The sequence below is a fragment of the Velazquezella soli genome, assembly GCF_977018685.1.
This window is the reverse complement of sequence record NZ_CDRNXF010000004.1, coordinates 683719-702871: the sequence shown is the minus strand read 5'-3', so window position 1 is coordinate 702871 and position 19153 is coordinate 683719. Positions and strand designations below refer to the sequence as shown.

The following is a 19153-nucleotide window of genomic DNA, read 5'->3' as shown; positions in this document are numbered from 1 at the left end:
CGGAGCGTTCTCGATCTGTTTCGAACATTACCCGGCTTTCCGACGCATGGCCAAAGTGTAACCCGTTAACCACACTTCACGGGCGAGCTAGTGGTGAGTGGAACAAAAGTTCCCATGCTACGTTTTCTCGGCAATCCCAACCGGACATGTCGAGCCGGGAGGTCAGCGGAGTACAAGCCTATGCTCGGAACCATCCTACTTATCGTACTGATTTTGCTTTTGATCGGCGCGCTGCCGAATTGGGGGCACAGCCGGAACTGGGGTTATGGTCCGTCCGGCGGTCTCGGCCTCGTTGTGCTGATTATCATCATCCTCCTGCTGATGGGCAGGATCTAAAAGCGGCGAAGCCGCACGTTACCAAGGGAAGGAAAGTGACATGAAAAAAGTTTTGCTCGTCGGCGCTCTCGTCGGAATGCTGGCATCCTGCACATCCACTGAAAAGGGCACTGCAATCGGTGCTGCTTCAGGCGCCGTTATCGGTGGCGCTGTGACCAACAGCTGGGGTGGCGCTGCAGTCGGCGCTGTCGGCGGCGGTCTGGTTGGCGCTGCTATCGGCGAATCGCAGAAGCGCAACGGTTACTGCGTCTATCGCGACCGTTATGGCCGTACATACGAAGCGCGTTGCCGCTAAGTCCTGCGTTTAGTCGCAGTATAGAAACCGGCGTCCCATGGGCGCCGGTTTTTTTGTATCCGCTTACCCGGCGAAATACTGACCGCCATTTGCGCTGAGCGTCGAGCCGGTAATGAATCCGGCTTCTTCAGAGGCTAGAAACAGCACGCAGCGGGCGATTTCTTCCGGCTCTCCCAACCGTCCGACAGGTATCTGCGGGATGATCTTTTCGTCCATCACCTTTTGCGGGATGGCACGCACCATGTCGGTTCCGATATAGCCGGGGCAGATCGCATTGACGGTGATGTTCTTCGAGGCCCCCTCTTGAGCCAGCGCCTTGGTGAAGCCGAGATCGCCCGCCTTGGCGGCGGAATAGTTCACCTGCCCCATCTGGCCCCTCTGGCCATTGATCGAGGAGATGTTGATGATGCGGCCGAATCCGCGCTCGCGCATGCCGGGCCACACCGGATGGGTCATGTTGAACAGGCCGGAAAGGTTGGTATCAATGACCTCCTTCCACTGCTGCGGCGTGATCTTGTGAAACATGCCGTCGCGGGTGATGCCGGCATTGTTGACGAGGACGTCGATCGGCCCGAGCTGCGTTTCGACTTCAGCGATGCCCTTCACGCAGGCATCGTAATCCGACACGTCCCACTGGAACACCGGAATGCCCGTCGCCGCGTGAAACTCAGCGGCCTTTTCGGTATTGCCCGCAAAATTTGCGGCGACCGAATAGCCTGCCGCTTTCATGGCAGTGCTGATCGCAGCCCCGATGCCGCGCGTGCCTCCTGAAATCAACGCGATACGCGCCATGTAAACTTCCTTTCATACCGTCGCCGCCGTCAGCGTAACGGAGCTGCTCACGCCGATAACGTGGGCAGCTGCCACCCAGTGCTAGAGCGCTTCCAGACACATGGCGACGCCCATACCACCCCCGATGCAGAGCGTCGCAAGCCCCTTTTTCGCGCCACGGCGCTTCATTTCGAACAGCAGCGTATTGAGAATTCGCGCACCCGACGCACCGATCGGGTGACCAATGGCGATCGCTCCGCCGTTGACGTTGACGAGCGACGGATCGAGGCCCAGATCCCGCGTGACCGCGCAGGACTGTGCGGCAAACGCCTCATTCGCTTCGATCAGGTCGACATCGCCGATTTTCCAACCGGCTTTTTCCAGCGCGCGACGCGAAGCCGGGATGGGCCCGGTTCCCATGATCTGCGGATCGACGCCAGCAGTGGCCCAGGAGACGATGCGCGCCAGCGGCGCAATGCCACGACGACCGGCTTCTTCCTCCGTCATCAGCAACGCTGCGGCGGCGCCATCGTTAAGGCCGGATGCGTTGGCGGCAGTCACTGTGCCTTCCTTGTCGAAGGCCGGCCGAAGCTTCGCCATCCCCTCCAAAGTCGCACCGGCACGGATGTATTCGTCGTTCTCGACGCGCAACTCGCCCTTGCGGGTCTGGATCAGGAAGGGAACGATCTCGTCCCTGAAGCGGCCAGCAACCTGCGCTGCCTCCGCTTTGTTTTGCGAGGACACCGCGAACTGATCCTGTTCCTCGCGCGACAACTGCCACTGTCGGGCGATGTTTTCAGCGGTGATGCCCATGTGATAGCCGTAGAACGCGTCGGTCAAGCCATCCTTGATCATCGTATCGATCATCTTGAAATCACCCATCTTCACGCCGCCGCGTAAGTGCGCGCAATGCGGTGCCATCGACATGGATTCCTGTCCACCGGCGACGATGATCTTGGCATCGCCGAGCGCGATCTGCTGCATGCCCAGTGCGACCGCACGAAGACCGGAACCGCAGAGCTGGTTGACGCCCCAGGCCGTCGCCTCCTGCGGCACCCCGGCCTTCATCGCCGCCTGACGTGCGGGGTTCTGTCCCTCGCCGGCAGGCAGGACCTGCCCCATGATGACCTCGTCCACTTCCCCCGCCTCCACGCCACCGCGCGCCAGCACCTCCTTGATTACCGCGCCGCCAAGTTCGTGTGCGGGGACGTTCGCAAATGCGCCGTTGAAGGAGCCGACGGCCGTTCGTGCTGCGGCTGCGATAACGATGGATGGATTGGACATGATGTCTCCTCTTTCCGTTTCTTGGCACCGAGACTGGCAAAGCCTGAGCGCCCTGTCAAACGCCCGGTTTTCGCCCGAAACACCCGGTTTTTCATCGATTTGCTGCGCAGCATGGTGATCCATCGCGGCGCACAAATCGATTGTCAGTTGCGCCAATTTAAGCTTACATTCGAGGCGGGAGAAGATGCCAAGCACTAATAATCGCGCGAATGGCGAAGTGGAGGGAAATCATGGCAAAGACCGAAGGTGACGTGACGATCAAGAAATACGCTAACCGGCGTCTCTACAACACCGGAACAAGCACATACGTGACGCTCGAAGACTTGGCGAAAATGGTCAAGAAGGGCGAGGTATTTACGGTTCAGGATGCCAAGACGGGCGAGGACATCACGCACTCGGTTCTGACCCAGATCATTTTCGAGCAGGAGTCCAAGACGGGAAACACGCTTCTGCCGGTGTCCTTCTTGCGACAGCTGATTTCCTACTACGGCGACCAGATGCAGATGGTGGTGCCGACCTTCCTCGAACATTCGATGAAGACGTTTTCGGACCAGCAGGTGCAGATGCGCGAGCAGATGACGAGTGCGTTCGGTGACACGCCGATCGCCAAGAACCTGCACCTTCCGATGCAGATGATGGAAGAACAGGTGCGGCGCAATACGGACATGTTCCGTCAGGCCATGCAGATGTTCACGCCCTTTGCCGGTGCCGCGACGCCGCCTCAGCACCAGTCCGCCCCACCATCGGGCAAGAAGGCGGAAGCCAAGGACATCGACGAACTGAAGGAGCAGCTCCGCGCGCTTCAGGGTCGTCTCGACAGCATGAGCACCTGAACGGCACCTCCTGCGGGAAGAAGCGCGCCTTACCGAGCGCCTAACAAAAAAGGCCGGCAAAGCCGGCCTTTCAAGCAATCATCAGAAAAGCTTACGCGCTTTCCTTCGGCGTCAGAACCTGACGGCCGCGGTACATACCGGTCTTGAGATCGATATGGTGCGGACGGCGCAGTTCGCCGGAGTTCTTGTCCTCGACGAATGTCGGGGTCTTGAGAGCGTCAGCAGAGCGGCGCATACCGCGCTTCGACGGGCTCGTTTTTCTTTTAGGTACAGCCATTTTCGTTACTCCACTTCGTGCAAAACAGGGATTTCCGGCCGGAACTGAGGCCGAACATTCCATGTCTCGATCTCGGAAATTTCGCGCGCTTATACATGCCAACCGGGTACTTGACCAGTCCCTGCAGGGATATTGGCGGGATTTTTTCGCAAACCACGCCGAAACACCTCAGGCCTCGTCTTCTTCGACGATTGCTGTCTCCTGAAGGGCCGCTTCCTGCCATGAAACCCAGGCCGGATGCGACGTCATTGCCTCCATATACGCAAGCGTGTCGGCGTCGTCTACCAGATCATAGACCGCAAAGCGATTGACGACCGGCGCAAACATCGCGTCCGCTGCGGTAAACTCGCCAAACAGGAACGGACCGCCGGATTTTGCCCGCAGTTCCCGCCAGATCGTTCCGATCCGGGCGACGTCGTCCATCACCCCGTCGGGGAGATCGATGCGGCGCTTCGGCCGGCGAAAATTCATCGGGCAGGCATTGCGCAGCGCCCGAAAGCCAGACAGCATCTCCATCGAGATGGAGCGGGCGACAGCACGATCCGCAGACGACGCCGGCCAGATCCCGTTTTCAGGAAAGAGCTCGGCTGCGTATTCGATGATCGACAGCGACTGCCAGACACGCACGTCGCCATGATGCAGCACCGGCACCTGGCCATTGGGCGAGATCGCCTTGTAGCGCGGATTTCCGGCCGGATAATCGAACGGGATCAGCACTTCCTCGAAAGGAACGCCGGCAGCTGTGAGCGCAATCCAGGGCCGGAAGGACCAGGACGAATAGTTCTTATTTGCGATATAGAGGACGAGTTTTTCCATCGGCGCGGTTTCCATCAGGTCTCGGAATCGAAAATCATCAGTTCGTGGAAATGGTTCATGTCCTCGAACGAGCAGAATGCCGGCGGCCGCAATTCCAGCACCGGGGCCGCGCGCTGGATCTCAGCGGTCACCTCGTCGAGCATCGCCTGCCAAGCCGGCAGCGCTGCATCCGACAGGCGCTCGATCACATAGGCAAAGGTAATGTGGAACGCATAGTCGTCGTGATCCGGATGGCGATAACCGAGGAGCCGCGCCAGCGCATCGCGCCAGGCCTTCATCACCTTGCGGTCATGCTCGGACTTCCCCTCGACCACGAGACCCGACGGCTTGGCGCTTTTCACGGTGACCTGGAACGGATCCAGCGTCGAGAAACCTTCGAGCCGAGCCGCCATGATTTCCGTCATATCCTCGATCGGCGTCTCAAGCGGCATATCGTCCGGCCAGAAGCGAGGCTTGCGGCGGTATTCGATGACACCCTGAAACAGCGTCATGTGGAGGCTGGTGATCGGTGTGAAGAGAAAACGCTCGGCTTCCGGCATCTCGAGATAGCGCGCGCGTGCTGACACAAGCAGCGCCTGCGTTGCCGATCCTTTTTCCAGATGGCAGACGATCGTGTTGCCGGGCTCGGGCAGAAAGCCGCCTCGCCGTCCGTAACGCGTTCCGAGCCGCGGCGGCGATTTTGGATTGTGCGTCGCCGAGTATCTGAGGAGATCGGGCGAAATCAGTCTGGCATCCATCGGCGGTCCACTTTCTGCGCAAACGCACTCACAAAGCGTGCTCGATGCGCTCTTACGCCAGCGTCGATACTGACAGATGACATGAGGGACGTTTAACGCTTAGTTTTGACGTCACCCATAAATGCATTTGATGTAATCGCTGGATGCGCGCGCGCGCCGTTCCACGACACCGGCCAGCCGCTGCATTCCGCGGCCGGGCTTGCTGGCGACCCGCGTGTGCGGATTGGGAAGTGCGACGGCGAGCAAGGCGGCCTGACGGGCACTCAGCTTGGCGGCTGGCACCTTGAAATGATACTGCGCGGCCGCTTCCGCACCGTAGATGCCAGGCCCCCATTCCGCGACGTTGAGATAGATCTCCATCAACCGCCACTTCGGCCAAATGAAATCCTCAGCCAGCGCCAGCGGCAGTTCCAGCCCTTTACGGATGAAGGAGCGGCCGTTCCATAAAAACAGGTTCTTGGCCGTCTGCATCGGAATGGTGCTCGCGCCACGCGTTGCCTCGCCGTCCAGTGCATCCTGCACGACGCCGCGCATCTGGCGCCAGTCGACGCCGCCGTGGAAACAGAACTGGCCGTCCTCCGACATCATCACGGCCCGCACGAGATTGGGCGAGATGTCCTCGATATCAACCCACTGGCGGTCATACCCGCGCAGAAGAAACAGTTCCGACAGCATGAGGGTGGACACCGGCCGCGTGAATGGCAGCGCATAGACCGGGATGAGAAGATAGGGCAGCACCACCAGCGCAATCACGAACAGGATGGCGCGGCGAAGCCACGTGGTGGCAGGCAGGCGAAAACGGCGCGCCGGCCTCACGGGTTCGTCTTCTTCGGCATGCTGTTCAGGTACGATATCCAAGGTGCTTCTACCCGCCCGTTTAAAGTTTCATAGCCGGTGGCGCTTTCGAAGGCCAGTCCACCGGCTGAAACTTCGGCAATGCTGGTAAATCGACATTGCCTGTATCGTCGCCTCATGCCAAACAGCCCGGCATGAACACGACCGATCCTGCATTCGAAAGCCGGTTGAAAGACAGCGCAGTCGCCACCGAGGCGCTGCTTGTGTCGCTTCTTTCGGATCAAACGTTGCCCGACGAAGTCACGCGCCCGGCCCATCTGATGGCCGCGATGCGCCATGGTTCGCTGAATGGCGGAAAGCGCCTGCGACCGTTCCTGCTGCGCGAAAGTGCGCTTCTGCTTGGTGGGAACGAACAGGCCGCCATGCGCATCGGTGCCGCACTCGAATGTCTGCACTGTTATTCGCTGATCCACGACGACCTGCCCGCCATGGACGACGACGACCTTCGCCGTGGTCAGCCGACGGTCCACAGGGCATTCGACGAGGCGACCGCGATCCTTGCCGGCGATAGCCTGCTGACCTACGCCTTCGACATCATCGCAGCGCCTGAAACAGCCCTGCCGGACCGGGCAAAGACGGAACTTGTTCTGGCCCTCGCCCGCGCCGCCGGTTCCGGCGGCATGGTGGGTGGCCAGGCGCTCGATCTGGCTGCGGAAAAATCGGCACCGGACGAGGCAGGGATTACCACGCTTCAGGCGATGAAGACCGGCGCACTGATCCGTTTCGCCTGCGAGGCAGGTGCGATCATCGCGGGCGCAGATCAGGAACATCGTCAGCGCCTCAGAAAATTCGGCCAGGTCATCGGGCTTGCCTTTCAGCTCGCCGACGATCTTCTCGACATCACCTCCGATGCCGAGACCATGGGCAAGGCGACCGGCAAGGATGCCGCCCGCGGCAAGGGCACGCTGGTTGCCATGCATGGCACAGGCTGGGCGGAAGAGAAGCTCGATACACTGACGGCAGACGCCGTCGACCTGCTTGCACCCTACGGCGAAAAGGCATTTATTCTGCAGCAGACGGCGCGCTTTATCGCCAGCCGCCAGAACTGACGAGACGGGACAGAGGCAAGTCTCCCGGATCAGACCCGAGGAGCAAAGCATGCCGGATGTATTCGCCTACCTGCCCTATATCTGGCCAGCCTATCTCGCCTATCTCATCGCCGTCCTCAGCCCCGGACCTGCCAATTTTGCCATTATCGGGATGGCGATTTCGCATGGCCGTCGAAACGGGGTGATCCTAGCACTCGGCGTCTTCTGCGGCTCGCTGACCTGGGCCTGCGCTGCCGCTCTCGGGCTTGCCGCAGTCCTGCGCAGCTACGCGATCGCGCTCGAAATCATGAAGGTTCTCGGCGGGTTCTATCTGATCTATCTCGCCTGGAAGGCATACCGCTCGGCGCGGACCCCGGATATCGAGACCGCATCGAGCGAGAGCAGGACGTCCTATACGGCAAGGCAACTCTGGCTGCGCGGCTATGCCATCCACGTCACAAATCCGAAGGCGATCTTCGGCTGGCTGGCGATCATTTCGCTCGGCCTGCCCGCGGATGCACCACCTTCGGCGATCCTGCTGATCGTGGGCATCTGCTCGACCTCAAGCCTGGTCATCTTCACCGGATATGCGGTTCTGTTTTCGACCCGCCACGCGCTTCGCGCCTACAAGGCCGCCCGGCGCTGGATCGAAGGCACCATGGCGGTGTTCTACAGCATTGCCGGCGTGAAACTGCTGACGAGCCGGATCTGACCGGCTCGTCGATATCTGACCGAACTCAGCCCTGCTCGATCGGCGCGATCGCGACTTCGACGCGGCGGTTCTGGGCGCGACCATCCGGCGAGGCGTTGGAGGCAACCGGCTGCGACGGGCCATAGCCCATCGTCGACACACGGCGCTGATCGACGCCGCGACCACCGAGATAGTTGGCGACCGAGACGGCACGGCGTTCCGAAAGCGCCTGGTTGTGCTGCAGGCTGCCGGTCGAATCCGTGTGACCGTTGACGTCGATATAGGTCTTGCCGAACTTGTTGAGCACGATCGCAACCGAATCGAGCGTGGCATAGAACGGTGGGATCACCTGGTCCTGATCGGTGGCGAAGGTGATGTTCGACGGCATGTTGAGAATGATGCGGTCGCCGTTGCGGGTCACCGATACGCCGGTTCCCTGCAGCTGCTGGCGCAGTTCGGCTTCCTGGCGATCCATGTAATTGCCGATGGCGCCACCGGCGAGACCGCCGATCGCAGCGCCGATCAGCGCATTGCGGCCCTTGTTGCCGCCGCCGATCAACAGACCGCCGACCGCGCCGAGACCGGCACCGATGGCAGCGCCACCAGCCGTGTTCGACATTTTCTGCTGACCCGTATAGGGATCGGTCGTCGTGCAGGCAGAGAGATACGTCGCGCAAGCTGCGACGATAGCAATTTTTTTCAACATATGAATCAGTTTCCCCGTCGTCCGTAGTACCCCTCATTTACCATGAAATACGGCAATAGCGAGGAGAGGCCGCGGCAGCCGGGATAAGGAATTATCCCTATCCGGGAATGACGCTTACTCGGCGGCGGTTTTCTGGCCGAAGCGGTTCTCGATGTAATCGATGACCAGCTTTTCGAAATCCTGAGCGATATTGGGGCCGCGCAGCGTCATCGCCTTCTGGCCGTCGATAAAGATCGGGGCGGCAGGCGTCTCGCCAGTGCCGGGCAGCGAGATGCCGATATCGGCATGCTTGCTTTCGCCGGGGCCGTTGACGATGCAGCCCATGACGGCGACGTTCAGAGCCTCGACGCCCGGATACTTTTCGCGCCAGATCGGCATGTTCTTGCGGATATCGTTCTGGATGTTCTGAGCCAGCTCCTGGAACACCGTCGACGTGGTGCGCCCGCAACCGGGACAAGCGGCGACCACCGGAATGAACTGGCGGAACCCCATGACCTGCAGGATTTCCTGCGCAACCTGCACTTCGCGGGTGCGGTCACCGTTCGGTTCCGGCGTCAGCGAGACACGGATCGTATCGCCGATCCCGTGCTGCAGGACATAACCCATGGCAGCCGACGAGGCGACGATGCCCTTGGTGCCCATGCCCGCCTCGGTGAGGCCAAGATGCAGCGCATGGTTGGAGCGCTCGGCCAGCATCGAATAGCAGGCGATGAGATCCTGCACCTGGCTGACCTTTGCGGAGAGAATGATCCGGTTGCGCGGCAGGCCGATGTTTTCTGCAAGCTCGGCCGAAATCAGCGCCGACTGGACGATCGCCTCATGCATCACCTGGCGGGCCGATAGCGGCGAACCGGCTTCGGAATTGCGGTCCATCAGCGTCGTCAAAAGATCCTGGTCGAGCGAGCCCCAGTTGACGCCGATGCGGACAGGCTTGTCGTAACGGATCGCCATCTCGATGATGTCGCCGAACTGCTTGTCCTTCTTGTCCTTGAACCCGACATTGCCCGGGTTGATGCGGTATTTTGCCAGCGCTTCGGCGCAGGCCGGATGATCGGCCAGAAGCTTGTGGCCGATATAATGAAAATCGCCGATCAGCGGCACGTCGAGGCCGAGGCGCAGCAGACGCTCGCGCACCTTCGGCACGGCGGCAGCGCTCTCGTCGCGATCGACGGTGATGCGGACAATCTCGGAGCCTGCCTTGTAGAGCGCGGCGACCTGGGCGACGGTCGCATCCACATCAGCCGTATCCGTATTGGTCATCGACTGGACGACGACAGGCGCACCACCACCGACGATCACACCGCCGACATCGACGGCAACCGTGGCGCGGCGGGGCTTCGGATCATAGTCAATCGGTGCGTTCATGGGATCGTCTCGTTGCCTTTGCCCTGGGGCTAACTGGGGGCATAAACCGTCTTTCAGGTGGCGTATGACCGCCGGCTTGTCAACCAGCGGCCATGAATAGTTGGGTTAGTGATGCGCGCCGTCCGCATGCCTTGCAAGGTTCGAGAGAAGCAGCGTCACCAGGATCAGCACCGACAATCCCGCGAAAATGCTGCCAAGTCCCGTATGCTCAGCGATAAAGCCGATTGCCGAAGGTGCAACGAGAATTCCGGAATAGCCCATCGTGGTGACCACGGACAAACTGACGCCCGCTGCCATGCCCGGCAGATTGCCGGCCGCGGAAAACAGGATCGGCACGATGTTCGAAATGCCGATGCCGGCGATAGCAAAGCCTGCAATGGCCATCGTCGAACTGGTCGCAAAACCGATCGTCAGCATGCCCAGCATGGCGATGACGCCGCAGACCCTAAGCGTATTGACGGCACCGAACCGGTCGCGGATGAGATCGCCGGCAAAACGCATCGCCGCCATCGTGAAGGAGAAAGCCGCAAAGGCGAAGCCGGACAGCGTCAGCGAGGCCGACAGCTCGTTGCGCATGTAAAGCGCGCCCCAATCAAGAATGGATCCCTCGGGGATCATGCAGAACAGCGCCATGATTCCGAGCAGCCAGGGAAGCGGTGACGACGGCAGGCGGCGTCCGGCCCCGGCCGCCCTCTCCTCCGGATGCGGCGCATCCTGAAGCACCATTTTCCAGGCGACGGCGATCATGACGGCGGCGACGACGGTTACGAAAAGCGCATGCGGAAGAACGCCGATCCGTTCGAGAAGAAAGCCACCGGTCGAGGCGCCGAGCAGGCCGCCGAGGCTCCAGAACGCGTGGCAGGATGACATGATCGCGCGGCGCATGCCTTTCTCAGTCGCAACGGCATTGGCATTCATTGCCACATCCATCGCGCCGATCAGGCCGCCGAACAGAAACAACGCAACCGCTCCGCTCCAGATGCTGCCAATCAGCGACAGCAGAAGAAGCGTCGGCGTCAGCAGGACCGCGGTGACCTTGGAGACGATGCTCGATCCGAACCTTGCGATCTGGCTGCCGGCGATCGGCATCATCACGATGGAGCCTAGCCCGAAGATCAGGATCATCACGCCGAGCGACTTTTCGCTCAGCTCCAGACGTGCCGCAAATTCCGGGATCTTTGGCGCCCAGGCACCGATCATGAAGCCGTTCATCAGAAACAGCAGCGATACGCCGATCCGCTCCGGTGTGATGAAAGCACGTCGGGTCTTGGCTTCCGCCGGCGAAGACAAATCGTTCATCAGGTTGCTTCCTCCAGGCGCTGAGATTTATTTAAATCGATTTAGATTGCAATCTTTCGCGCTCAGCATGAGTTTCACGATTTATGTCTCCGGTTCACGCTTGTCACCCCTTAGCAACGACGGATGTAGCGCGACGAAGCTGATTGCAATCGCTGCAGAACGCCTTAAGCATTCGGATATGCAATGATATGAGGCGTCGGTATCCGGCGTGTGACTTTCTTGAAATCCAGCATCGGCAGCGGCATTCTTCTCGTCAGTACCTCCTACTTCGTGTTCACGCTTCATGATGCGGTGATCAAGCTGCTGGTGGTCGATGTCGGCGTCTGGCAGATCATATTCTTCCGAAGCCTGACGGTTCTGATCGCCTGCCTCGTCATCGGGGGACGCGGTTTCATCCCGCGGGTTGTCCGCTCTCCGATTGTCCGGCCGATGATGGTGCGCAGCGTGATCCTTCTCGCCGCATGGGTGTCGTTCTACACGGCCGCCAAGTCGCTGCAATTGGCCGAACTGACCACGATCTATTACGCCAATCCGATCGTCGCCACCCTGCTTGCCATTCCGGTTTTGGCGGAAAAAGTGCCCGCGGTCCGCTGGGTGGCGATCATTCTCGGCTTCGTCGGCGTGGTAATTGCCGCAAATCCGGCCGGGCTGACACTTTCGCTCCCGGTCGGTCTCGCGCTCCTCGCGGCAATCCTCTGGGCCATCGGCAGCGTTCTCTTGCGCAAGACGGCGATGAACGAGAAGACCCTTGTCCAGATGACGCTCACCAACTTCTTCTTCGTGGTGATGACCTTCGTCATGGCCGTGCTGACATGGCAGCCGGTCGATCTGAAAAGCGGTGCGCTTCTGGCGCTCGTCGGCATTCTCGGCGGCACCGCCCAGGCGACGCTGTTCGAGGCGATGCGACGGGCGCCGGTCTCGGTGCTTGCCCCGTTCGAATATTCCTCGCTGATATGGGCGTTCGTGCTGGGCTACGCCATCTGGCAGGACATTCCCGCAAGCAATGTCGCCGCCGGTGCCGCACTGATCTTCTGCGCCGGACTGCTGATCGTCGCCAGCGAGCGGCTGGCGGCGAGGCGCTATCGCCTCGCTCAACCTGCGGACGGATCGGACGGACCGGCGGGCGCCTGAGCCGTCAACAGTTTGACCCGTCAGGCCCCGTAGACGACGAGCAGATCCTTGGCGTCGATCTGGTCGCCGGCCTTGACCAGCACTTCGGCAAGCGTGCCGTCTTTTTCGGCGTGCAGCGCGGTTTCCATCTTCATCGCTTCGATGGACACCAGCACGTCGCCGGCCTTGACCGCCTGACCCGCCGCCACGAAGACGCGGGAAATCACGCCCGGCATCGGCGCGCCCAAATGCAGGGGATTGGCGATATCCGCTTTGGCCCGCACAGCCGAACCGCTTCCGCCATGGGCCCGGTCCGGCACCTTGATGCGGCGCGGCTGGCCGTTCAGTTCGAAAAAGGCGGTGACCATGCCCTGCGCATCCGGCGCACTCGTCGCCTGGTTGACGATAACAAGCGTCTTGCCGCGTTCGATATCGGCAAACAGCTCTTCGCCATCCGCGATCCCGTAGAAATAGGCATGCGTCGGCAACACGGAGACCGGACCGTAGGTCTCCGACGCCAGGGCGAAGTCGGTGAACACTTTCGGGTACATCAGATACGAGGCGAACTCGAAGTCGTCGACCTTGCGCTCCAGCTTGTCCTCGATCGTCTTGCGCTCGGCATCGAGATCAGCCGGCGCCAGCAGCGAACCGGGAACGTCCGTATAGGGCTGATCGCCCTTCAGCGCTTTTTTCTGGAGCGCCTGCGGCCATCCGCCCGGAGGCTGGCCGAGATCGCCCTTCAGCATCGACACGACCGAATCCGGGAAGGCGATGTCCTTGGCCGGGTTTTCGACGTCGGCCACGTTCAGATCCTGGCTGACCATCATCAGCGCCATGTCGCCCACCACCTTGGACGACGGCGTGACCTTGACGATATCGCCGAACATCCGGTTCACATCGGCATAGGTCTGCGCGACCTTGTGCCACTTGCTCTCGAGACCGAGCGAACGGGCCTGTTCCTTGAGGTTGGTAAACTGGCCGCCAGGCATTTCATGCAGGTAGACTTCCGACGCCGGACCCTTGAGATCGCTCTCGAAGGCCGCATACTGGCCGCGCACCGCTTCCCAGTAGAACGAGATCTTGCGGATCCATTCCGGATCGAGCCCGGTATCGCGGTCGGTTCGCGACAGCGCCTCGACGATCGAACCGAGGCAGGGCTGCGACGTGTTGCCCGACAGCGCATCCATCGCCGCATCGACGACATCGACGCCGGCATCGACAGCCGCAAGCACGGTCGCAGCCGAGATGCCCGACGTATCGTGCGTGTGGAAATGGATCGGCAGCGAAGTCGCTTCGCGCAATGCCTTGAACAGGACGCGGGCGGCAGCAGGCTTCAGCAGGCCCGCCATATCCTTCAGCGCGATGATATGGGCGCCGGCCTTTTCGAGCTCTTCCGCCAGTGCGACGTAATATTTGAGGTCGTATTTCGGGCGCGCCGAATTCAAGAGATCGCCGGTATAGCAGATCGCGGCTTCGCAGAGCCGGTTCTCCTCGTTCACCGCATCCATCGAGACGCGCATGTTGTCCACCCAGTTGAGGCAGTCAAACACACGGAAGACATCGATGCCGCCCTTTGCGGCCTGTTGGACGAAGTATTTGACGACATTGTCGGGATAGTTCTTGTAGCCGACGCCGTTTGCGCCGCGCAGCAGCATCTGCAGCAAGATGTTCGGCGCCGCCTCGCGGATCAGCGCCAGCCGCTCCCACGGGTCCTCTGTCAGGAACCGCATCGACACGTCGAAGGTCGCACCGCCCCAGCATTCCAGCGAGAACAGGTTCGGCAGCGCGCGTGCATAGACCCCGGCCACGCGGGCGATGTCGTAGGTCCGCATGCGGGTGGCAAGCAGCGACTGGTGGCCATCACGCATCGTCGTATCGGTGATGAGAGCGCGGCTTTCGCTGCGCATCCACTCGGCGAATTTCTTCGGGCCGAGCTCATCCAGTTTCTGCTTGGTACCAGCAGGAATATCGCCGTTGATATAGGGCAGAACAGGCTTTGCGGCCTTTTCCGATGGTACCGGACGACCCTTGGTTTCCGGATGGCCGTTGACGGTGACGTCGGCCAGATAGGTCAGAAGCTTGGTGGCGCGGTCGGCGCGCTTGACCTGTTCGAACAGTTCGGGCGTCGTGTCGATGAACCGCGTCGTATAGGAATTGTCGCGGAATTTCGGGTGCGTGATGATGGCTTCGAGGAAGGTGAGGTTCGTCGCCACGCCGCGGATGCGGAACTCGCGCAGCGCCCGGTCCATGCGGGCGATCGCTTCCAGCGGCTGCGGCGCCCAGGCCGTGACCTTGACCAGCAGCGGATCGTAGAAACGGGTGATGATCGCACCCGTATATGATGTTCCGCCATCGAGACGGATGCCGAAACCCGACGCCGAGCGATAGGCGGTGATGCGGCCGTAATCCGGAATGAAACTGTGCTCGGGGTCTTCGGTGGTGATGCGGCACTGCAGCGCATGGCCGTTCAGCCGGATGTTCTCCTGGGCCGGAACGCCCGATTCCGGCGTGCCGATCGCAAAGCCGTCGAGGATGTGGATCTGCGCCTTGACGATATCGATGCCGGTGACGACTTCGGTCACCGTGTGTTCCACCTGGATGCGCGGATTGACCTCGATGAAGTAGAATTTGCCGGTGTCGCTATCCATCAGATATTCGACCGTGCCGGCGCCGACATAGTTGGTGGCGCCCGCGATCTTCAGCGAATAGGCGGCCAGTTCGGCCCGCTGCTCCTCGGAAAGATAGGGCGCCGGAGCGCGTTCCACGACCTTCTGGTTGCGCCGCTGGATCGAGCAGTCGCGCTCGAACAGGTGCACCACATTGCCGTGGGTATCGCCAAGGATCTGGCTTTCCACATGGCGGGCGCGTTCGACCAGCTTTTCGAGATAGACCTCGTCCTTGCCGAAGGCCGCTTTCGCTTCGCGCTTGGCCTCGACCACTTCCCTGGCGAGGTCCTTCGGATCGCGGATGGCACGCATGCCGCGACCGCCGCCGCCCCAGGACGCCTTGAGCATGACCGGATAACCGATCTCCTCGGCCATCTTCGCCACGACATCCATGTCGTCAGGCAGTGGTTCGGTTGCGGGTACCACCGGCACGCCGACCGAAATCGCAAGATTGCGCGCCGCAACCTTGTTGCCGAGCTGGCGCATCGTATCTGGACGCGGGCCGATGAAGATGATGCCGGCCTCGTCGCAGGCATCGACGAATTCAGGGCTTTCCGACAGAAGGCCGTAACCTGGATGGATCGCATCGGCGCCCGAGAGCTTGGCAACCCGGATCACTTCCGGGATCGACAGGTAGCTCTCGATCGGGCCGAGGTCTTTTTCGAGATGCGGACCGCGACCGACCTGATAGCTTTCGTCCGCCTTGAACCTGTGCAGCGAGAGCTTGTCTTCTTCCGCCCAGATCGCCACCGTCTTGATGCCGAGCTCATTGGCAGCACGAAAGACGCGGATGGCGATTTCGGAGCGATTGGCGACGAGAATTTTCGATATCGGCAAGACAAGCCTCCCCAGGTGCCTCGAATGGTGCACCGCAAGAGATCAACATCTCCCGCATTAGGCAAGGGCTATTTGGTCGATAGCCGGCGTCACTTACGCTTCAGGTCACCAGTCCATGGCGAAATGCCATGGCCACCACATGCTGTCGGTTCTTCGCTTTCAGCTTTTCCTGGAGGCCGTTGATATACCAGTCGACCGTGTGGTTGGAGATGTCGAGCGAACGTGCGATCTCGTGCGATGTCATGCCGTCGGCAAGGAGCGCCATGACTTCCATCTCGCGACGGGTGAGTTGGGTATCCAGTCTGGCCGAGGCCTCGAGCGCCGTCGCGTCGCCGGCGATCTCCAGCAGTCTCCAGAAAATGCGCTTGGCGGCCGTGTCGAACAGTGAGATCTCGGTCGGCGATAGATCGATCGGTTTGCCGCCGATGATCATGTTGCCGAGAAATCCGTTGCGTCCATGGATCGGAAACACGTAGCCGTCGTCGAGACCATGGCGGCCCGCTTCCTGCATCATCCGGTCCATCCGCGAACGATGCGGATCGGACTTCAGGGCAAGGATCGAATCGCGCCAGCGGAACGGGCGATGGGCCGCATTCAGCATCCGCATGACAGGGTCGATGACGGTATATTTGCGCGCGCGATAGACCTCGACCCAGCTGTCCGGCCAGCGGGAGATCAAGGTCATTCCCTCGGGATCCGTTTGCCCTTTTCTCAGGACGATTGCATAGAATTCGAAACCGTAGGTTTTGAGGAGTGACGCAAGATTGTTCGCCACTTCCTTCGTCGTTCGTGCCTCTTCAACCAATACAAGCAACTGCACAACAAATTGGATGCTCAAATTCGCCCCCAGACCGTCTCCCCGACGATCGGCTTTATTCTTATAAAAAACCGACGCCGGCATAGAACCCGACCGCCCGCTTAACATAGTTATCATTTATACCACGTACATGCCGAAATCTTGTGATTGACGCAGCGATCAGGATCGGCATCAGCATACCGCATCGGTAACCTAACTACGGGCGAACCCTTGCTCTCACTGGATTATTTTCGGAAAAGAAGTTCACCGGCTAGGTTCGTCTCGGATTCGCCCTGTCCTTGCCATAACTATGCTGCCAATCGTTTCATGCCTGCACTTCAATAGGAGTTGCGCCCGTTGACGCTCTTCCAAGTTTACGCCCGAGCTTTGCAATATCTGACGAAGAACCGCTGGCGGGTCGCCGCGGTCGTCGTCGCCAACATTATTCTGGCCATCATCACGATTGCCGAACCGATTCTGTTCGGTCGAATCATCGACGCGATCTCCTCCAAGAGTGACGTCACCAACGTTCTGCTTCTGTGGGCGGGCTTCGGGGTCTTCAATACCGTCGCATTCGTGCTCGTTGCACGCGAAGCCGACCGTCTGGCCCACGGGCGCCGCGCTTCGCTGCTGACGGAAGCCTTCGGACGCATCATTTCCATGCCGCTGTCCTGGCACCACCAGCGCGGCACGTCGAACGCCCTGCACACGCTGCTGCGTGCCTCCGAAAGCCTGTTCGGTCTGTGGCTGGAATTCATGCGAACGCATCTCGCGACCGCCGTTGCAATCCTGCTGCTGATCCCGACCGCCATCTCGATGGATTGGCGCCTCAGCATCGTGCTTCTGATCCTCAGCATCTTCTACTGGATCATCGGCGTTGCCGTGATGAAGCGCACGAAGGAAGGCCAGGCCGCGGTCGAAACCCATTACCACCAGGTTTTCAGCCATGTCAGCGATTCGATCAGCAACGTCTCTGTGATTCACAGCTACAACCGCATCGAAGCCGAAACTTCGGCCCTCAAGAACTACACCAAGGATCTGCTGAAGGCGCAGTATCCGGTGCTGGACTGGTGGGCTTTGGCCGGTGGCCTTAACCGCACGGCATCGACGGTCTCGATGGGCGTGATCCTTGTGATCGGCACTATGCTGGTGCAACAGGGCAAGATCCGCGTCGGTGACGTCGTCGCCTTTATCGGCTTCGCCAACCTTCTGATCGGCCGCCTCGATCTTCTGCGCCAGTTCGCAACCCAGATTTTCGAAGCCCGCGCCAAGCTCGAGGATTTCTTCGTTCTGGAAGATTCCGTCGAGGAGCGCGCCGAACCGACGGATGCACGCGATCTGGGAGATACGGTCCGGGGCGAAGTGGAGTTCCGCGACGTCTCCTTCGGCTTCTCCAACACGAGCCAGGGCGTTCACGACGTATCGTTCATCGCGCAGGCGGGGGAAACGATTGCGATCGTCGGCCCGACCGGTGCCGGCAAGACGACGCTGATCAATCTCCTGCAGCGGGTCTATGATCCGCAGCAGGGCAAGATTCTGATCGACGGCGTCGATATCGGCACCATCACCCGCAAGTCACTGCGCCATTCCATCGCGACCGTGTTCCAGGACGCGGGCCTGCTTAACCGCTCGATCAGCGACAACATCCAGCTGGGACGAGAAGGTGCAACGCGGGAAGACATCGTCCGGGCGGCAGAAGCGGCCGCTGCGGCCGAATTCATCGAAACACGTCTCAATGGCTACGACACGACGGTCGGCGAGCGTGGCAACCGCCTGTCGGGCGGCGAGCGCCAGCGTATCGCCATCGCCCGTGCGATCCTCAAAAACGCACCAATCCTCGTTCTCGACGAAGCAACCTCGGCGCTTGATGTGGAGACGGAACAGCGCGTGAAGGCGGCAATCGACAAGCTGCGTCAGAACCGCACCACGTTCATCATCGCGCACCGGCTCTCCACCATCCGCGACGCCAACAAGGTCATCTTCCTCGAGGGTGGGCGGATTGCCGAAATGGGCACGTACGACCAGCTGAGCCGCAGCGGCGGCCGCTTTACCTCACTCCTCACCGCCAGCGGCATCGTCATCGACGAGGACGAGGAAGGCCACAAGCTCCCGGTACCCGCCGAGCACGCCTAAGCCATAGCACCCATACCGAGCGAACATCAGACACCTCGCTTCCAGCAATGGAAGCGGGGTTTTCTTTTTTGTGAGGTAATGCGGGAGCACCGCTTCTTCGCGTGAGCTTCTGCCTACGCGGCTTTGCAGGTGCTTGCCATACCAAGTGCGTGAGCGGCGGTTGGGTCCCGACCTGTTCATGCCGCGCATTGTGAGCGGCATCCCGATCGGCTGGCACGATACGTGGACATCAGAGCAGGACATCGCCCCTGCCCGGATCGGCCGACACTTCTCCTCACCGCGCACAAACCAACAAAAAACCCCGCTGCCATTGCTGGA

The 19153-nt window shown here is 60.7% G+C and carries 18 protein-coding genes; 7 read left to right on the top strand and 11 right to left on the bottom strand.

What is annotated here, in order from left to right; translation table 11 throughout:
• Nucleotides 1-180: 180 nt before the first annotated feature.
• Both AC0JZ8_RS06935 and AC0JZ8_RS06930 read left to right on the top strand, forming a co-directional pair.
• Nucleotides 181-336: a DUF3309 family protein gene (locus AC0JZ8_RS06935; RefSeq protein WP_082471964.1), complete on the top strand. Its 156-nt coding sequence runs from the start codon at nt 181-183 to the stop codon at nt 334-336.
• Between the two features lie 40 nt (nt 337-376).
• Nucleotides 377-631, top strand: coding sequence for a YMGG-like glycine zipper-containing protein (locus AC0JZ8_RS06930; RefSeq protein ID WP_062462199.1), 255 nt, complete (start codon nt 377-379; stop codon nt 629-631).
• A 63-nt stretch (nt 632-694) separates the two neighbouring features.
• On the opposite strand, the gene phbB is transcribed toward AC0JZ8_RS06930, so the two are convergent.
• Nucleotides 695-1423, bottom strand: coding sequence for a beta-ketoacyl-ACP reductase (phbB, locus tag AC0JZ8_RS06925; RefSeq protein WP_192077880.1), 729 nt, complete (start codon nt 1421-1423; stop codon nt 695-697).
• 81 nt (nt 1424-1504) lie between these two features.
• Nucleotides 1505-2686 (bottom strand): acetyl-CoA C-acetyltransferase, encoded by a 1182-nt coding sequence (locus tag AC0JZ8_RS06920; RefSeq protein WP_113111682.1) that lies wholly within the window; start codon nt 2684-2686, stop codon nt 1505-1507.
• A gap of 230 nt (nt 2687-2916) precedes the next feature.
• On the opposite strand from AC0JZ8_RS06920, the gene phaR reads away from it, so the two are divergent.
• Nucleotides 2917-3519, top strand: a complete 603-nt coding sequence (gene phaR / locus AC0JZ8_RS06915) for a polyhydroxyalkanoate synthesis repressor PhaR (RefSeq protein ID WP_113165692.1) — start codon at nt 2917-2919, stop codon at nt 3517-3519.
• A gap of 91 nt (nt 3520-3610) precedes the next feature.
• Here phaR and rpmF read toward each other — a convergent pair whose 3' ends face one another.
• The 4 genes from rpmF to mtgA form a co-directional block, all read right to left on the bottom strand.
• Nucleotides 3611-3796, bottom strand: coding sequence for a 50S ribosomal protein L32 (gene rpmF, locus AC0JZ8_RS06910; protein WP_062462189.1), 186 nt, complete (start codon nt 3794-3796; stop codon nt 3611-3613).
• Nucleotides 3797-3964: 168 nt separating this feature from the next.
• A complete protein-coding gene (locus tag AC0JZ8_RS06905) occupies nt 3965-4612 on the bottom strand; it encodes a glutathione S-transferase family protein (RefSeq protein WP_062583007.1) in 648 nt (215 codons plus the stop codon).
• Nucleotides 4613-4626: 14 nt separating this feature from the next.
• Nucleotides 4627-5349 (bottom strand): DUF1868 domain-containing protein, encoded by a 723-nt coding sequence (locus AC0JZ8_RS06900; protein ID WP_471892134.1) that lies wholly within the window; start codon nt 5347-5349, stop codon nt 4627-4629.
• A gap of 111 nt (nt 5350-5460) precedes the next feature.
• A complete protein-coding gene (mtgA, locus tag AC0JZ8_RS06895) occupies nt 5461-6207 on the bottom strand; it encodes a monofunctional biosynthetic peptidoglycan transglycosylase (protein WP_471892133.1) in 747 nt (248 codons plus the stop codon).
• A gap of 131 nt (nt 6208-6338) precedes the next feature.
• On the opposite strand from mtgA, the gene AC0JZ8_RS06890 reads away from it, so the two are divergent.
• Together AC0JZ8_RS06890 and AC0JZ8_RS06885 are read left to right on the top strand one after the other, a co-directional pair.
• A complete protein-coding gene (locus AC0JZ8_RS06890; protein WP_471892132.1) occupies nt 6339-7253 on the top strand; it encodes a polyprenyl synthetase family protein in 915 nt (304 codons plus the stop codon).
• Nucleotides 7254-7302: 49 nt separating this feature from the next.
• A complete protein-coding gene (locus tag AC0JZ8_RS06885; RefSeq protein ID WP_471892131.1) occupies nt 7303-7944 on the top strand; it encodes a LysE family translocator in 642 nt (213 codons plus the stop codon).
• Nucleotides 7945-7969: 25 nt separating this feature from the next.
• Here AC0JZ8_RS06885 and AC0JZ8_RS06880 read toward each other — a convergent pair whose 3' ends face one another.
• The 3 genes from AC0JZ8_RS06880 to AC0JZ8_RS06870 form a co-directional block, all read right to left on the bottom strand.
• Nucleotides 7970-8629: a YiaD family glycine zipper/OmpA-like lipoprotein gene (locus AC0JZ8_RS06880; protein ID WP_062462176.1), complete on the bottom strand. Its 660-nt coding sequence runs from the start codon at nt 8627-8629 to the stop codon at nt 7970-7972.
• 114 nt (nt 8630-8743) lie between these two features.
• Nucleotides 8744-9994 carry a flavodoxin-dependent (E)-4-hydroxy-3-methylbut-2-enyl-diphosphate synthase gene (gene ispG / locus AC0JZ8_RS06875; RefSeq protein WP_471892130.1) on the bottom strand — a complete coding sequence of 417 codons (1251 nt, stop codon included), beginning with the start codon at nt 9992-9994 and terminating at the stop codon, nt 8744-8746.
• 105 nt (nt 9995-10099) lie between these two features.
• A complete protein-coding gene (locus AC0JZ8_RS06870) occupies nt 10100-11293 on the bottom strand; it encodes an MFS transporter (protein WP_209902410.1) in 1194 nt (397 codons plus the stop codon).
• A 219-nt stretch (nt 11294-11512) separates the two neighbouring features.
• Between AC0JZ8_RS06870 and AC0JZ8_RS06865 the strand changes: the two genes are divergently transcribed.
• Nucleotides 11513-12424 (top strand): DMT family transporter, encoded by a 912-nt coding sequence (locus AC0JZ8_RS06865; RefSeq protein WP_471892129.1) that lies wholly within the window; start codon nt 11513-11515, stop codon nt 12422-12424.
• Nucleotides 12425-12444: 20 nt separating this feature from the next.
• Here the strand turns inward: AC0JZ8_RS06865 and pyc are convergent, their stop codons facing one another.
• Nucleotides 12445-15906 carry a pyruvate carboxylase gene (gene pyc / locus AC0JZ8_RS06860; protein ID WP_471892128.1) on the bottom strand — a complete coding sequence of 1154 codons (3462 nt, stop codon included), beginning with the start codon at nt 15904-15906 and terminating at the stop codon, nt 12445-12447.
• Between the two features lie 100 nt (nt 15907-16006).
• Nucleotides 16007-16744: a helix-turn-helix transcriptional regulator gene (locus AC0JZ8_RS06855; RefSeq protein ID WP_062462620.1), complete on the bottom strand. Its 738-nt coding sequence runs from the start codon at nt 16742-16744 to the stop codon at nt 16007-16009.
• 315 nt (nt 16745-17059) lie between these two features.
• Here AC0JZ8_RS06855 and AC0JZ8_RS06850 point away from each other — a divergent pair, with 315 nt between their 5' ends.
• Nucleotides 17060-18835 (top strand): glucan ABC transporter ATP-binding protein/ permease, encoded by a 1776-nt coding sequence (locus AC0JZ8_RS06850; RefSeq protein WP_062581549.1) that lies wholly within the window; start codon nt 17060-17062, stop codon nt 18833-18835.
• Nucleotides 18836-19153 lie beyond the last annotated feature (318 nt).

Bases quoted from the DNA above. Each gene is read 5' to 3' on its own strand.
- phbB (WP_192077880.1), bottom strand. From the start codon at position 1,423: ATGGCGCGTATCGCGTTGATTTCAGGAGGCACGCGCGGCATCGGGGCT.
- AC0JZ8_RS06880 (WP_062462176.1), bottom strand. From the start codon at position 8,629: ATGTTGAAAAAAATTGCTATCGTCGCAGCTTGCGCGACGTATCTCTCT.
- rpmF (WP_062462189.1), bottom strand. From the start codon at position 3,796: ATGGCTGTACCTAAAAGAAAAACGAGCCCGTCGAAGCGCGGTATGCGC.
- AC0JZ8_RS06900 (WP_471892134.1), bottom strand. From the start codon at position 5,349: ATGGATGCCAGACTGATTTCGCCCGATCTCCTCAGATACTCGGCGACG.
- AC0JZ8_RS06905 (WP_062583007.1), bottom strand. From the start codon at position 4,612: ATGGAAAAACTCGTCCTCTATATCGCAAATAAGAACTATTCGTCCTGG.
- AC0JZ8_RS06920 (WP_113111682.1), bottom strand. From the start codon at position 2,686: ATGTCCAATCCATCCATCGTTATCGCAGCCGCAGCACGAACGGCCGTC.
- AC0JZ8_RS06870 (WP_209902410.1), bottom strand. From the start codon at position 11,293: ATGAACGATTTGTCTTCGCCGGCGGAAGCCAAGACCCGACGTGCTTTC.
- phaR (WP_113165692.1), top strand. From the start codon at position 2,917: ATGGCAAAGACCGAAGGTGACGTGACGATCAAGAAATACGCTAACCGG.
- AC0JZ8_RS06885 (WP_471892131.1), top strand. From the start codon at position 7,303: ATGCCGGATGTATTCGCCTACCTGCCCTATATCTGGCCAGCCTATCTC.
- AC0JZ8_RS06935 (WP_082471964.1), top strand. From the start codon at position 181: ATGCTCGGAACCATCCTACTTATCGTACTGATTTTGCTTTTGATCGGC.
- AC0JZ8_RS06890 (WP_471892132.1), top strand. From the start codon at position 6,339: ATGAACACGACCGATCCTGCATTCGAAAGCCGGTTGAAAGACAGCGCA.
- AC0JZ8_RS06930 (WP_062462199.1), top strand. From the start codon at position 377: ATGAAAAAAGTTTTGCTCGTCGGCGCTCTCGTCGGAATGCTGGCATCC.
- ispG (WP_471892130.1), bottom strand. From the start codon at position 9,994: ATGAACGCACCGATTGACTATGATCCGAAGCCCCGCCGCGCCACGGTT.